Below are 14,580 nucleotides of genomic sequence, written 5' to 3' on the forward strand. Positions count from 1 at the left end.
TTCTACAACGGACGCGTGATCGTGTTGGGCAAGGCATATTTCAACAAGCAAGCCTCGATTCTTCTCAAGTTCGCCAAATCAACGTCGAATTCGCAGCTGTCCGCAAAGCTGGTCAGCAAGGCGGCGGATCTGAAATCGCAGGGCGACCCCCTGCCCGAAATGGATCACAGCCTGAAGGCGCCCGACGTCGATCCGGACAATGAAACGGGAGCCACCTGATGCTAGCCGTGAGCCTGGTCGTCGCCGTGGTATGTTTGGCCACCATTATCCCGGTCTTCCTCGTCATTGAGACGATCGCGCGGCGGCCAAGGTAAGCGCACTCAACTGCGCTTGGATTTGGGCCGATCGAGACGCTGCCGTTGCGCGCGCATGCGGCTGGTCTTCTCCTTGAGCGCTTCGATCTCCTCATCGAGCTTTGCGCTCCGCGACTTCGGCGGCTCATCGCCGCGCAGCTTCTCGAGCGCTTTCTCAACCGACAGCTTTGAAGTCTCTGCCATCAGGGTTCTCCCGGACGTCTCCCGACGCGCCTTGCGTGCGGGCGCGCAGCAATTCTGAGCCGGAAGCGGAACGAGGCGATATTGTCCCAAAGGGCATCCTGCCGTCCTGCTGCTGGAAAGACATTTCATCTCCACCTTCGCGTTCGCGCCTTTTGCCTCGACGCCCGCACTCGGCTAGAACGCAACGCGACCTGTCCTTACGATTTGCCCAGCAGGAGTTCAGCCCGTGGCCCTGATGCCGGTTTCCGACGCGCTCGATGCGGTGCTCGCGGGCGTCGAGCCTGTCGCCGACGAGATGGTTGCGCTCGATGCGGCCTACCATCGCGTGCTGGCGCGCGACGTCGCGGCGCGGCGCACGCAGCCGCCGCAGGCGATGTCGGCGATGGATGGCTATGCGGTGCGCGCTGCCGATGCGGCAGAGGTGGGCACAGAGCTCACCGTGATCGGCGAGGTCGCAGCAGGACGACCGTTTGCGGGAACGGTCGGTGCGGGTCAGGCAGTACGGATCTTCACGGGCGGCGTAGTGCCCGATGGCGCGGACGCGGTGGTAATCCAGGAGGACACAGTCGCTGACGGCAGGCGCGTCACGGTCAAGGAGGCCGCGATCGTTGGAAGGCACATCCGTCCCGCCGGCGTCGATTTCCGCGAAGGCGACGTGCTCCTGCGAGAAGGAGCAAGGCTCACCGAACGCGACCTATCACTCGCCGCCGGCATGAACCATCCGCAGCTAGCCGTCCGTCGCCGGCCCAGGATCGCGATTCTCGCGACCGGCGACGAACTCGTGATGCCGGGCTCAACGCCGGGCGCGGGCCAGATCGTCTTTTCCAACGGCTATGCCCTGCACGCGCTGGCGCGGGCCGAGGGCGCCGAAACGGTCGATCTCGGCATTGCCGCCGATACCGTTGCGGCGACCAGCGCCGGCATCCGCCGCGCCCGCGAGAGCGGCGCCGACATCCTGATCACGACCGGCGGGGCCTCAGTCGGCGACCACGACCTGGTGAGGCCGGCGCTTCAGGCCGAAGGTTTCGAGATGGCGTTCTGGAAGATCGCGATGCGGCCGGGCAAGCCGATGATGCACGGCCGTCTCGGCGCGATGCGGGTGATCGGCCTGCCCGGCAATCCGGTCTCGTCCTATGTCTGCGGCTTCCTGTTCATGGTGCCGTTGATTCGCGCGCTTGCTGGCCGCTCTCGCGTTCATCACCGCCGCGAGCGCGCCGTGCTCGGGCGCGACGTCGGGCCCAACGACGTCCGTGAGGATTATCTGCGCGCCCGGCTCGAGGAGCGCGAGGACGGCACGCTCGTGGCCGTTCCCGTCAACCACCAGGACTCCTCACTGCTTGCGAATCTCGCTATGGCACAGGCACTTCTCGTGCGCGCGCCGTTCGCGCCGAAGGCTGAAGCAGGCACGCCTTGCGAGGTGTTGCGGCTGCCCTTGTGAGGGCGATCTGATTCACGTGTAGCGCGAACTTCGCTGCGTTCACCCAAAATTAAGTGGTTGCGGAACACATATCGAACATATAGTGTCCGTTCATGATTTGTTTCGAGCATCTAGCGGCTTCTGCTGAATCTGGCGTCTCGGAATCGAACGACATCAACCGGGGGATTTGGTCGAGATGTTAACGCGCAAACAATACGAGCTTCTGCGGTTCATCAGTGAGCGCCTCAAGGAAAGCGGCGTGCCGCCCTCCTTCGATGAGATGAAGGACGCGCTCGATCTTCGCTCGAAGTCGGGCATCCACCGGCTGATCACTGCGCTGGAAGAGCGCGGCTTCATCCGTCGCCTGCCCAACCGCGCGCGCGCCATTGAGGTCATCAAGCTGCCCGAGCTTCAGGCCGCGGGCGCCGGCCGCCGCGGCTTCACGCCGAGCGTCATCGAAGGCAATCTCGGCAAGGTGCGGGGCGTAAGCGCTCCCGTCGACGACGGCGATCGCCCCGTCGCCGTGCCCGTGATGGGACGGATCGCAGCCGGCACGCCGATCGAGGCATTGCAGACCCGCAGCCACACCATCAGCGTGCCTCCGGACATGCTCGGCTCGGGCGAGCACTACGCGCTCGAAGTGCGCGGCGATTCGATGGTCGACGCCGGCATCCTGGATGGCGACATGGCGCTGATCCAGCGCAACGAGACCGCCGACACCGGCGACATCGTGGTGGCGCTGATCGACGATGAGGAAGCGACGCTCAAGCGCTTCCGCCGTCGCGGCGCGTCAATCGCGTTGGAGCCCGCCAACACCGCCTATGAGGTGCGCATCCTGCCGCCGAACCGGGTGAAGATTCAGGGCAAGCTGATCGGGCTGTACCGGAAGTACTGATTGCCCGCCAGATTGCCGGTTATTGCGCAACGATGCGGGCGGACGGATTGTCCGCTCCGGCAAAATGGTGTTTTCGCTTCCATTGTGATTATCCCCACACCTGCGCGAAGCTAATCCTCGAGCATGGCAGGCGCGAATGCGCTGTGCACGATGCAGAGGACAAAACCCATGCGGCAGATGATTTTGAGCGCAATCTCGGCAGCCTTGATCGCGGAATCGGCATCCGCGAGCGATGCAGCGCAACACCAGCATGGCGCCCGCAAGGCAGAGCACGCGGCAACCAGCGCGCCATTCCGCAAGTCCAACAATGCGATCGCACCTGCGGCGCAGGTGAGATGGCCCTATTCGGGGTACTCCGCTCCTGCCGGCCGCTGATGGAAGCTCGCGTAAGTGAATGGCGTGAACCAAGATAGACTGGCGGCGCGAGGCTTTGTTCCTGGTGTGCCGGGAAAGATAATGTGATCGGGCGACGCGCAGACGGGCCGCAGATTTGCCCACAAAAGCGATACACTCCAAGGCTTCCAACTCTGATAGAGGCCTGCGCCTCCGGGGGGGCGCGGACCTGCTATCTCGCATGAGGAGCACTCCGATGTGTGACTACAGCCTACATGCCGTTGCGACCCGCCCCGCTCAAGTCGGCGAGACGATCGTCACGACAACCTTCCGCGGCACCTCGACGCGTGGATTTGCGTCGGAGCGTGATCTCTCGGTTGCCGTCTGCCTCCTGCCCGGCACCGAGCTCGCCTTCGCCGACAACGTCCGCTACGACAATCGCTGGATCTGGACGCGCACCGTCAATTCCCGCGTCGGCAAGTTCGGTAAGGTCGATCCGCACATTCCCGATCGTCATCATGATGCGATCGAATTCCCCGACGGCAACTACGTACTGGTGACGCAGCTCGTCGAGGGACAGCGTGCCACGGTTCTGCAATTGCCGGTAACGCAGCCGCTCGGCGAGAAGACTGAGCAGCCCGCCGTCGAGCAGCACACCACCACGACGCCTACGACACGCCTGCCGATCGGCTGACGCGTCTTTCAATTCTCGGCCTGCAGGTCGGCCTCCGACGGCGTAGCATCCTTGCTGCGTGGAGTAGCCGGCCGCGGTGCGAGGCTGAGCTCGAAATCACTATCGCCGGCCCCGGCCGGCGACCAGGGGCGGTTTGCGCCCCTTATTTTTACCGTTCGCAGCGTGAAACCGTCGCCCTCGCGCGATAGCGCGAGCGCTCCTTGCGTCTTCAGACGCTCGCGATCCACGACCATCGCCGTGCAATCGGTTGCTGCCGGCTTCGCCGTCACCACCAGCGCGGCGCGGCTGCAATCATCCGCCAGCGCATCGACACGCAGCGAGAGCGCGACCAGGCGACCATCGGCGAGCGGTGTCACGCAGCCGGCCTCGTCGCATGAGACGCCGTCGGCGAGCGACGGATCCGTCGCACTGCGCGGATCGGCATCGGCCGCAAGCCACTCCTTGAGGAGAAAATTGTCCTTGCCGGTTCGGATCAGGTGCAGTTGGCCGTCCCTGCCGCGCACCGCGACGCTGTGGCCGTCGCCTGCGATCAGGATGTCGGGCTGGCGCATATGCAGCGCCCAGCCGATCGCGAGCGCCAACACGACGACACCCGTCCAGCGCAGCGGCGTCCGCAACAGGCCCATCACGACGAGGCCGATGCTGGCGGCAATCAGCGGACCGGCGCCGAAGGCGGTGATGCGTCCGACCGCGCCCGGCAACGCCGCGACCCAGCGCGTCACGACGACCATCCAGTCGATGCCGATCCCCATCAACCACCAGAACACGCCGTCGAGCCCGAACGGCGCTGCGATCAGCCCCAAAAGTCCGGCGGGCATCACCAGCGCCGAGACCACCGGCATCGCCGCGAGATTGGCGAGCACGCCGTAGGGCGTGACGCGGTGGAAATGGAAGGCGGCATAGGGGGTCGTTGCGAGCCCCGCGATCAGCGAGGCCATCAGCAGCATGACGAGTTCGCGGCCCCCCCAGAGCGCGATGCGCGCGGTGGCGGAGTCGTCGGGCGAGGCCAACAGCTTCGGCATGCCGATCTGCACCAGCGCGACAAGACCAAGCGTTGCCGCGAACGACATCTGGAAGCTCGGGTGCACCAGGGCCTCCGGCGCAACAGCGAGCACGATCATCGCGGCAACCGCCAGCGTGCGGAAGGTGATGGCGCGGCGATCGACTATCACCGCGATCAGCACTACCGCTGTCATGAAGAAAGAGCGCTGTGTTGCGACCTCGGCGCCGGACAGCAGCAGGTAAAACGCAGCGGCCACAAGTGCTGCCGCCGCGGACCATTTCTTGATCGGATGGCCCGCCGCAAATCCCGGGATCAACGCCAGCAGCGCGCGTACCGCAAAAAACACCACGCCGGCGACGACCGCCATGTGGTAGCCGGAGATCGACAGCACGTGCCCGAGGCCGGAGATGAACATCGCGTCGTTGACGGGCTCGGTGATCGCATCGCGCCGCCCGGTAAGGAGCGCGGTGGCGATCGCACGATTGTCGCCGTCGAGCGTGGCGCGGATACGCGCGTCGATTGCATCGCGCAGGCCCTGCATGATCGCGGCATAGCGCAGCCGCAAGCCTCCGGTCTCCGGTGCCGCGGCAACCGTGATCGCCCCCATCGCAAAGCCGGACGCGCCGATGCCCTGAAAAAACATGTCGCGAGCGAAATCATAGCTGCCGGGACGCAGCGGCGCGAGCGGCGGCATCAGCCGCGCCTTGAGTTGCACGAAGCTGCCGACCTCCGGCGCTGTGCCCTTGCGCACAGACAGCCGCACGCGCTCGAGCTGGATGTCGCCGCGCGGCGCCTCCATCGTAGTCACCCGCAGCACGAAGCGGTCGGTCCGCTCGCGAATATCGCGCGTCTCGACGAAGCCGGACAGCGCCACCGAATAGAGCGGCTTGGCCAGCACTGTGTGCGCGATGCGCGCCGTCTTCCAGGTCGCCGTCGCAAAGCCTGCGGCGATCGCGGCGATCATGATGGCGGGCGCGAACAACCGGCTCCGCCGCAACAGCAGGCTACCTGCCATGAGCACCAGCGCCGTGATCGCGGCGACCAAGAGCACAGGTTCGTGGTCGGCAGCAAAATAGAGTGCAATCCCGCTCCCGAAGGCCACGGGCACCCACGGCAGCAGCCGACCGGCGCCAGCTTCCGCGCTCGCCCATCCGCGCAACGTCTCGGCCAGTGACGACCACGCGCCAAAGCCTGCTGGCACAAGTCCGCCGGCCGGAAAGGCACGGCCCGTTGGCCATGTCCCGGCGATCCCTTGCGAGCGGTGTGGCCGGGGAGGCTCCGCCATTCCTGCACCTTACAATACGCGACGGGTGCGGAGGCTACCGGAAGGTGTGGGGATGCGAATAGCGGAACAGAAAGGGAACCGGCCGAGGGGCCGCTACTTTTCCTCTTCCATCGTCACCGCCACCGCCGCCTTGGCCGAGAGCCGGACCTTGTTGCCCTCGATATCGGCAACGAGGCCCTTGTCGATGAAATGATGATGGCCCTTGTGGCTGCCCTCTCCGCTGTCCTTCCTGGTCAGCTTGATGCGGTTGCCCTCGACGCGGTCGACGGTACCGATATGAACGCCGTCGGCGCCGATCACTTCCATGTGCTCTGCGATCTCTTGCATGGTGGGATCCTCGTTGGACCCACACAACGCCGGAAGAGGCAGGTTCGTTTCTCTCGTCGAAATGACGATGCCGTGCACGGCACGCTTGTCAGATCAGCGGCGCGCGCGACGAGGCGTGGTGATTGACGATTTTCCAGTCACCGTCCTCACGAATGATGACCCAGCTCATCTTGACCGAAAGCTCCGGGCGTTCCCCGGCAAGGTCAAAGGAGACAATCGCGGCCATGTTGATCAGGTCCGGCCCGACCTGCGCCGCCCGCACTTCGGAAAAGGTCGCATTTGGCGAATGCCAGCGCGGCAAGCCGTTGAAATAATCGGCAACACCATCCCTGCCCCGATAGAACTTTGGGTTGGAGCCAAAGAAGAACGCGTTCCTCGAATACAGCGACGACAGTGCCGGCGCATCCAGCCTTGCGAAGCCGGCGGACCATTTCGCGATGATGGCGGAAACGATGGCGTCGGCGTCATCTGGCATGCGGCAGCTCAGCCCTTTTCAGCCTTTGGCGACTTCCTTCGCAAACGTGTCGCGCAATCCGATCGTCCGCGAAAACACCGGCTTGCCCGGCGTCGAATCCTTGTCGCGCACGAAGTAGCCCTGCCGCTCGAACTGCATCGGCTCGGTCGCATTGCTCTCGGCAACCGACACCTCGATCCGCGCGTCGGGAAGGATCTCCAGCGACTGCGGGTTTAGATCGGCGGCAAAATTGGCCGCGTTCGGGCTCGGGTTCGAGAACAGCTGGTTATAGACGCGGATCTCGGCGGGTACGGACTGCGCCGCTGGCAGCCAGTGCATGGTCGCCTTGACCTTGCGGCCATCGGGCGCGTTGCCGCCCTTGGTCAGGGGATCATAGGTGCAGCGGAGCTCGACCACTTCGCCGGCGTCGTTCTTGATCACGTCAGTGCACTTGATGAAATAGGCGTAGCGCAGCCGCACCTCGTTGCCCGGCGACAGGCGGAAAAACTTCTTCGGCGGATTTTCCATGAAGTCGTCGCGCTCGATATAGATCTCGCGGGAGAACGCGATCTTGCGCGTGCCGGCCGACTGATCGTCCGGATGGTTGATCGCCTCGAGCTCCTCGACCTGCCCTTCCGGGTAGTTCTCGATCACGACCTTGAGCGGCCGCAGCACCGCCATGCGCCGCTGCGACGTGCGGTTCAATTCCTCGCGGATGCAGAATTCGAGCATGCCGACGTCGACCACGCTGTTGGCTTTCGCCACACCGATGCGCTTGACGAATTCGCGAAGTGCGGCCGGCGGCACGCCGCGGCGGCGCAGGCCCGCCATGGTCGGCATGCGCGGATCGTCCCAGCCCGCGACGTGGCCGTCGCGCACGAGCTGGGTGAGCACGCGCTTCGATAACACCGTGTAGGTCAGGTTCAGCCGCGCGAATTCGTACTGATGCGGCTCCGAGGGCACCGGCAGCTTTTCGATGAACCAGTCGTAAAGCGGACGGTGGTCCTCGAATTCCAGCGTGCAGATCGAGTGGGTGATGCTTTCGATCGCATCCGACTGGCCGTGCGCGTAGTCGTAGCTCGGATAGATGCACCACTTGTCGCCGGTCCGTGGGTGATGCGCATGCAGGATGCGGTACATCACGGGATCGCGCAGGTTGATGTTCGGCGAAGCCATGTCGATCTTCGCCCGCAGCACGCGCGCGCCATTCGGGAATTCGCCGGCCTTCATGCGGCGGAACAGGTCGAGGTTCTCCTCGACCGTGCGGTCGCGGAATGGCGAGTTCTTTCCCGGATCGGTTAGCGTGCCACGCGTAAGCCGGATCTCGTCCTGGGTCTGGTCGTCGACATAAGCGAGCCCGTCGCGGATCAGCTTCTCCGCCCATTCGTAGAGGCGGTCAAAGTAATCCGAGGCGTAGAACAGGTTCTTGCCCCAGTCGAAGCCGAGCCAGTGCACGTCGGCCTGGATGGAATCGATATACTCCTGCTCCTCCTTGACCGGATTGGTGTCGTCGAAGCGTAAGTGGCAGCGGCCGCGAAATTCCTCGGCGATGCCGAAATTGAGCGCAATCGACTTGGCATGGCCGATGTGCAGGTACCCATTCGGCTCCGGCGGGAACCGGGTCACGACCTCCTTGTACCTGCCCGCATCGATATCGGCCTGGACGATGTCACGAATGAAATCGCGCCCCGCCTCAGTTGCCACCGGTTCTGTCGTCATTCCGAAAATCCTGTAGGGAAATCAGCGGTCCTTCTGCCAGTTTCGGGAGGCTGAGCCAAGCCCTCAGCCCGGTCGGAAGCGGTCCGCCGGCAGGCTTTAGTTATGCACCGTTCCTGCTATACACCACCGCCTCCAATGCATAGGCCGTTCCACTCATGACCGATACCGTCGTCACGCGCTTCGCCCCCTCGCCGACCGGCTTCCTCCATATCGGGGGCGCCCGCACGGCGCTGTTCAACTGGCTCTACGCAAAGAAGCACGGCGGCAAGATGCTGCTCCGGATCGAGGATACCGACCGCGAGCGCTCCACCGAGGCGGCGATCGGCGCCATCCTCGACGGACTGAAGTGGCTTGAGCTCGGCTGGGACGGCGAGGTGATCTACCAGTTCAGCCGCGCCGCTCGCCACCGCGAGGTGGCCGAGCAGCTGCTCGCCGACGGCAAGGCCTATCACTGCTACGCAACGGCCGAGGAGCTCGCCGCAATGCGCGAGAAGGCGCGCGCCGAGGGCCGCACCCGCCTCTATGACGGCATGTGGCGCGACCGCGATCCGGCAACCGCGCCAACCAACCTCAAGCCGACGATCCGGCTGCGCGCGCCGCAGACCGGCGAGACCGTGATCGAGGACCAGGTGCAGGGCCGCGTGGTCTGGCAGAACGAGAACCTCGATGACCTCGTTCTGCTCCGCGGCGATGGTACGCCGACCTACATGCTCGCGGTGGTAGTCGACGACCACGACATGGGCGTCACCCATGTGATCCGCGGCGACGATCATCTCATCAATGCCGCGCGCCAGAAGCAGATCTACGATGCGATGGGCTGGACGCTGCCGAGCATGTCGCACATCCCGCTGATCCACGGCCCGGACGGCTCGAAGCTGTCCAAGCGGCACGGCGCGCTCGGCGTCGACGCCTACCGCGCCATGGGCTATCTGCCTGCCGCGCTACGCAATTACCTCGTCCGGCTCGGCTGGAGTCATGGCGACCAGGAGATCTTCTCGACCGAGGAGATGATCGCGGCGTTCGACCTCGCCAGCGTCGGCCGCGCCGCCGCACGTTTCGACTTTGCCAAGCTCGAGAACCTCAACGGCCACTACATCCGTAACGCGGACGATCAATCACTCGTGAAGATGTTCGAGGACGTGCTCGACCACATTCCGGGACGAGCCGAGCTCAAGGCCAAGCTGAACGATGCCACGCGCGCGCAGCTTCTGAAGGCCATGCCGAGCCTGAAAGAGCGCGCCAAGACGCTGATCGAGCTGATCGACGGCGCCTATTTCATCTTCGCCGACCGGCCGCTGGAGCTCGATCCCAAGGCAGCAGCGCTGCTGACGGCAGAGAACCGGGCGCTGATCGGCCAGCTTCATTCCGCGCTGGAGAATGTCGAGAGCTGGAGCGCGGCCACCGCGGAGGCCGCGCTGCGCGCCTTTGCCGAGGAAAACAATCTCAAGCTCGGTGCGGTCGCCCAGCCATTGCGAGCGGCGCTGACGGGACGGTCCACCTCGCCCGGTATTTTCGAGGTTTTGGACGTCCTGGGACGCCAGGAAAGCCTGGGCCGGCTGAAGGATCAATCTACGACGTAAGTCCTGTGCGGTGCCCATCTTGCAGCGCACACAGCAATAATATACCCATCTCACCCGTAGCTTCTGGAATATCCGGCTTGCCCCGCCATCTGATGGGGGACGATCAGGTCCGGCCCGTTTCACAATTCATCGGGGACTTACGATGGACGCAAAATCCACAAAAACAGCAACGCTGACGGTCGGAAACAAGAATTACGATCTCCCGATCCTGAGCGGCAGCGTCGGGCCTGACGTCGTCGACATCGGCAAGCTCTACGGCCAATCCGGCCTCTTCACCTACGATCCGGGCTTCACCTCGACCGCGAGCTGCCAGTCCAAGATCACTTATATCGATGGCGACGCCGGCGTGCTCGAATACCGCGGCTATCCGATCGAGCAGCTCGCCGAGCACGGCGACTTCCTGGAGACCTGCTACCTTCTGCTCTACGGGGAGCTGCCGACGGCGGCCCAGAAGAAGGATTTCGACTACCGCGTCACGCACCACACGATGGTGCACGAGCAGATGGCCCGCTTCTTCCAGGGCTTCCGCCGCGACGCTCATCCGATGGCGGTGATGGTGGCCTCCGTCGGCGCGCTCGCCGCGTTCTATCACGACTCCACGGACATCACCGATCCGAAGCAGCGCATGATCGCCTCCATGCGCATGATCGCGAAGATCCCGACGCTCGCCGCCATGGCCTACAAATATTCGGTCGGCCAGCCGTTCGTGTATCCGAAGAACTCGCTGAAGTTCGCCGAGAACTTCCTGAACATGTGCTTCGCCGTGCCGTGCGAGGAGTACAAGGTCAATCCGGTGCTCGCGGATGCACTGGAGAAGATCTTCATACTGCACGCGGACCATGAGCAGAACGCCTCGACCTCGACGGTGCGCATCGCCGGCTCCTCCGGCGCCAATCCGTTCGCCTGCATCGCAGCGGGCATCGCCTGTCTCTGGGGTCCGGCCCATGGCGGCGCCAACGAAGCCGCGCTTGCGATGCTCGCCGAGATCGGCACGGTCGACAAGATTCCCGAGTTCATCGCCAAGGTGAAGGACAAGAACAGCGAAGTCCGCCTGATGGGCTTCGGCCACCGCGTCTACAAGAACTACGATCCGCGCGCCAAGATCATGCAGAAGATGTGTCACGCCGTGCTCAAGGAGACCGGCCATGGCGACGATCCGATGCTGAAGGTGGCGCTGGAGCTGGAGAAGATCGCGCTCAGCGACCAGTACTTCATCGACCGCAAGCTCTACCCGAACGTCGACTTCTATTCGGGCATCACGCTGAAGGCGATGGGTTTCCCGGTCTCGATGTTCACCGTGCTGTTCGCGGTCGCGCGCACCGTCGGCTGGATCAGCCAGTGGAGCGAGATGATCGAGGATCCGCAGCAGAAGATCGGCCGCCCGCGCCAGCTCTACACCGGGCTCACCAGGCGCGACTACCAACCGATCGACCAGCGGAAGTAAGGTCGGCTTCAAGGCCAAACGAAACGGCGCCATCATGGATGGCGCCGTTTTTGTTTGTGATCGCCGCTAGACTAGTTTCCCCGAACGCCCTTCCGCATCGTCGCGAGCACGATATCGGCGGCAAGCACGCTCGGCGACTTGTTGCCGGTCGACATGATCGTGTCGAGCCGGGCAAAGGCCTCGACCTGTTGCTGCCGCGATGGCGTATCCGTCAGCACCTCGGTCAAGGCGTCTGCGAGCTTTTCCGGTGTGCAGTCCTCCTGCAGGAACTCGGGGATCACCTCCCTGCCGATCACGAGATTGGCGAGGATCACGGAAGGGACGCGGATGGCGCGGCGCAGGATAAAGGCCTCGATCGCGCCGACGCGATAGGCCGTCACCATGGGAATGCCCGACAGCGCAAGCTCCAGCGTCACCGTGCCGGATTTCGCCAGCGCGGCCCGCCCGATCCGGAATGCGGCACGCCGCTCGCCTTCGCCGACCACGATCTGCGGCTTGACCGGCCAGCTCGCGATGCCCTCACGCACCGTTGGTTCGAGATGCGACATGGTCGGCAGCACCAATTCGAAACGCTGGCCCAAAGCCTGCAACCGGCCGAGCGTGGCGCCGAACACCTCGAGATGGTGCCTGATCTCGCTGCGGCGGCTGCCGGGCAAGACCAGCAGCACCGGCGGCTCGCCATCGCGGCGCTCCTGCTCCTCCGCATTCGGCCGCAGCGACGACAATTGCTCGATCAGGGGATGGCCGACATAGCTGCACGGCGGCCCGCGCAGCTTGCGATATTCCTCGGGCTCGAACGGCAGCAGGCCCAGCACGTGATCGACATACGACAGCATGGCCCGCGCCCTGCCCGGTCGCCAGGCCCAGACCGAGGGCGAGACGTAGTCGACGATCGGAATCGCCGGATTGCGCGCCCGGACACGGCGGGCAACACGGTGGGTGAAGTCGGGACTGTCGATGATGACGAGCGCGTCGGGCGCAGCATCCGTCACGGCATCCGTGGTCTTGCGGATCAGCCGCAGGATTTTTGGCAGTTGCTGCACGACAGCGGCAAAGCCGACGATCGAGAGCTCCTCGATCGGAAAGAGTGAGACCAGCCCCTCGCGCGCCATCGTGCGGCCGCCAACGCCTTCGAACTGAACGCCATCGCCGAGCCGCTGGCGCAGCACCTTCATCAGCGCAGCTCCCAAGCGGTCGCCGGATTCCTCCGTGGCGATCAGAAAGATTTTCCGCTTTGGATCGCGCCCCGGCATCACGCTTGCAAGCCGATGACGAAGAGATAGTTGGCGTCGGCGCGCTCAATCATCGCCTGCGGCTCGGCCGCGATGGTGTTGCCCGCGATTACGGCGATGCCCGAAAGGCCAGCGCTGGCGACACCTTCAACGGTACGCGGGCCGATGGTCGGCAGGTCGAAGCGCAAATCCTGTCCGCTCTTCGGTGCCTTGACCAGTACGCCGCGCCCGCGCGCCGCGCGGATGCGGCCCTCGCTGCGCAGCCGCGCCACGCGCTGGAGCAGCCCGTCAGTGCCCTCGATGTCCTCGACCGCGACCACATGCCCGTCGATCACGACGACGGCCTGGCCGATATCGAACGGGCTCAGCGCGGCCAGCACCGCGCGGCCGCGCTCGATGTCGCCCCTGGCGTTGTCGGCCGGCCAAGCGCGGGTGATGCAGCCCTCGGGCATCAACAGATCTGGTGCGACGTCCTTGATCCCGACCATGCGAAAGCCGTCCTGCTCGAGCATGCGGCCGACGCCGGAGAGCAGATGGTCGTCGCCGCCGCGAAACGCGCGGACGACGTGGCCGAGAAGCCGGAGCGTCTTGAGATCGAAGCGCACTTCCGACAGCGAGGGCCGCATCAAGGTGCCGATGAAAATCAGGTCGCGGCAGCCCTCTTCGCGAAACAGCCGCATGGCGCGGCCGAGCTGGCCGACCGAGATCCAGCGATGTCGGAATTTTTCCACTTGGACCGGATCGCAGGCGCCGCGCAGCGGAAACAGCACCGGCGCGAGACCACGCGCGGCGAGCGACTCTGCAACTGCAAACGGCATGGCGCCGCCGCCAGCGATGACGCCGACCGGTGACGAAATCTCTGGAGCCGCCGATGTCATGCTCGCGGCCATCCCCGTGCTTACTGCCCGATCGCGGGAAGGCAGAGCGGGCGATGCTTGCCCTTGCCGATGAAGTCGAGGATTTCGGCGATGGCGGGATCCTCGGCCGCAAGCGGCTGCACCGAAGCGAGCCGTTCGGCGAAAATGCCAGGGCCGTGGAACAGCTTTTGGTAGAATGCGCGCACGCTCGCGAGCCGCTGCTTGGTAAACTTGCGCCGCTTCATGCCGATGATGTTGAGGCCTTCGAGCACCGCATACTGGCCGTTGACGAGCCCGAACGGGATGATGTCGTCGCGCACGCCACAAACGCCACCGACCATCACCTGCGACCCGATGCGCGTGAATTGGTGCACCGCGGATAACCCGCCGATGAAGACGAAGTCGCCGATCTCACAGTGCCCCCCGAGCGTCGCCGAGGTCGCGAAGATCACGTCGTTCCCGACATGGCAGTCGTGCCCGACATGGCTGCAGTTCATGAAATAGCCGCGGTCGCCGACCTCTGTGACGCCGCCGCCGGCGACAGTGCCGGCATTCATGGTCACGGATTCGCGGATGGTGCAGCCCGAGCCGATCTGTAGCTTCGTCAGCTCACCGCGATAGCTGAGTGATTGCGGCGGTGTGCCGAGCGATGCGAACGGGTAGATCGTGCAATCGTCGCCGATGGTGGTCCGCGCCGTGATGTGCACATGCCCGATCAGCTTGCAATTTCTGCCGATCGCGACGTTCGGACCGATGATGCAGTAGGGCCCGATCTCTGTGCCCTCGCCGATCACGGCGCCGTCTTCCACGCGCGCGGTGGGATCAATCTTGCTCATTAAGAAG

15 protein-coding genes are annotated in these 14,580 nt (G+C 64.6%); 7 read left to right on the top strand and 8 right to left on the bottom strand.

Features of this window, described 5'->3' with window-relative positions:
* The first annotated feature begins 15 nt into the window (after positions 1-15).
* Complete coding sequence (locus tag SO156_RS15370) at positions 16-219, top strand: hypothetical protein (protein ID WP_458147239.1); 204 nt, start codon at positions 16-18, stop codon at positions 217-219.
* Positions 220-320: 101 nt separating this feature from the next.
* Here SO156_RS15370 and SO156_RS15375 read toward each other — a convergent pair whose 3' ends face one another.
* On the bottom strand, positions 321-497 hold the full coding sequence (locus SO156_RS15375; protein WP_458147240.1) for a hypothetical protein: 177 nt from the start codon (positions 495-497) through the stop codon (positions 321-323).
* 226 nt (positions 498-723) lie between these two features.
* Here SO156_RS15375 and SO156_RS15380 point away from each other — a divergent pair, with 226 nt between their 5' ends.
* The 4 genes from SO156_RS15380 to SO156_RS15395 all read left to right on the top strand — a co-directional run bounded on the left by SO156_RS15380 (position 724) and on the right by SO156_RS15395 (position 3,836).
* Positions 724-1,935, top strand: coding sequence for a molybdopterin molybdotransferase MoeA (locus SO156_RS15380; protein ID WP_458147241.1), 1,212 nt, complete (start codon positions 724-726; stop codon positions 1,933-1,935).
* 175 nt (positions 1,936-2,110) lie between these two features.
* Entirely contained in the window at positions 2,111-2,809 is a 699-nt protein-coding gene (gene lexA, locus SO156_RS15385) for a transcriptional repressor LexA (protein WP_458147242.1), read from the top strand.
* A 168-nt stretch (positions 2,810-2,977) separates the two neighbouring features.
* Positions 2,978-3,184 carry a hypothetical protein gene (locus SO156_RS15390; RefSeq protein ID WP_458147243.1) on the top strand — a complete coding sequence of 69 codons (207 nt, stop codon included), beginning with the start codon at positions 2,978-2,980 and terminating at the stop codon, positions 3,182-3,184.
* A 214-nt stretch (positions 3,185-3,398) separates the two neighbouring features.
* A complete protein-coding gene (locus tag SO156_RS15395; protein WP_027522621.1) occupies positions 3,399-3,836 on the top strand; it encodes a hypothetical protein in 438 nt (145 codons plus the stop codon).
* A gap of 8 nt (positions 3,837-3,844) precedes the next feature.
* Here SO156_RS15395 and SO156_RS15400 read toward each other — a convergent pair whose 3' ends face one another.
* The 4 genes from SO156_RS15400 to SO156_RS15415 form a co-directional block, all read right to left on the bottom strand.
* Complete coding sequence (locus SO156_RS15400) at positions 3,845-6,124, bottom strand: ComEC/Rec2 family competence protein (protein ID WP_498535376.1); 2,280 nt, start codon at positions 6,122-6,124, stop codon at positions 3,845-3,847.
* A 93-nt stretch (positions 6,125-6,217) separates the two neighbouring features.
* On the bottom strand, positions 6,218-6,451 hold the full coding sequence (locus SO156_RS15405) for a DUF2171 domain-containing protein (protein WP_458147245.1): 234 nt from the start codon (positions 6,449-6,451) through the stop codon (positions 6,218-6,220).
* Between the two features lie 88 nt (positions 6,452-6,539).
* A complete protein-coding gene (locus tag SO156_RS15410) occupies positions 6,540-6,926 on the bottom strand; it encodes a YybH family protein (RefSeq protein WP_458147246.1) in 387 nt (128 codons plus the stop codon).
* Positions 6,927-6,944: 18 nt separating this feature from the next.
* Complete coding sequence (locus SO156_RS15415; RefSeq protein ID WP_498535377.1) at positions 6,945-8,624, bottom strand: glutamine--tRNA ligase/YqeY domain fusion protein; 1,680 nt, start codon at positions 8,622-8,624, stop codon at positions 6,945-6,947.
* 155 nt (positions 8,625-8,779) lie between these two features.
* Between SO156_RS15415 and gltX the strand changes: the two genes are divergently transcribed.
* The gene (gltX, locus tag SO156_RS15420; protein WP_498535378.1) at positions 8,780-10,204 is read left to right on the top strand and encodes a glutamate--tRNA ligase; all 1,425 of its coding nucleotides are present in this window, start codon (positions 8,780-8,782) and stop codon (positions 10,202-10,204) included.
* A 142-nt stretch (positions 10,205-10,346) separates the two neighbouring features.
* Entirely contained in the window at positions 10,347-11,648 is a 1,302-nt protein-coding gene (gltA, locus tag SO156_RS15425; RefSeq protein ID WP_458147249.1) for a citrate synthase, read from the top strand.
* Positions 11,649-11,719: 71 nt separating this feature from the next.
* On the opposite strand, the gene lpxB is transcribed toward gltA, so the two are convergent.
* Genes lpxB through lpxA form a run of 3 tightly spaced genes read right to left on the bottom strand, consistent with a single transcriptional unit; the run spans position 11,720 to position 14,573 of the window.
* Positions 11,720-12,904, bottom strand: a complete 1,185-nt coding sequence (gene lpxB / locus SO156_RS15430) for a lipid-A-disaccharide synthase (RefSeq protein ID WP_498535379.1) — start codon at positions 12,902-12,904, stop codon at positions 11,720-11,722.
* Positions 12,901-13,758 (bottom strand): LpxI family protein, encoded by an 858-nt coding sequence (locus SO156_RS15435; RefSeq protein ID WP_458147251.1) that lies wholly within the window; start codon positions 13,756-13,758, stop codon positions 12,901-12,903. The genes lpxB and SO156_RS15435 overlap by 4 nt, the downstream gene beginning before the upstream one ends.
* 20 nt (positions 13,759-13,778) lie before the next feature.
* The gene (lpxA, locus tag SO156_RS15440; RefSeq protein ID WP_458147252.1) at positions 13,779-14,573 is read right to left on the bottom strand and encodes an acyl-ACP--UDP-N-acetylglucosamine O-acyltransferase; all 795 of its coding nucleotides are present in this window, start codon (positions 14,571-14,573) and stop codon (positions 13,779-13,781) included.
* Positions 14,574-14,580: the final 7 nt, after the last annotated feature.

Source organism: Bradyrhizobium sp. UFLA05-125 (assembly GCF_059803515.1).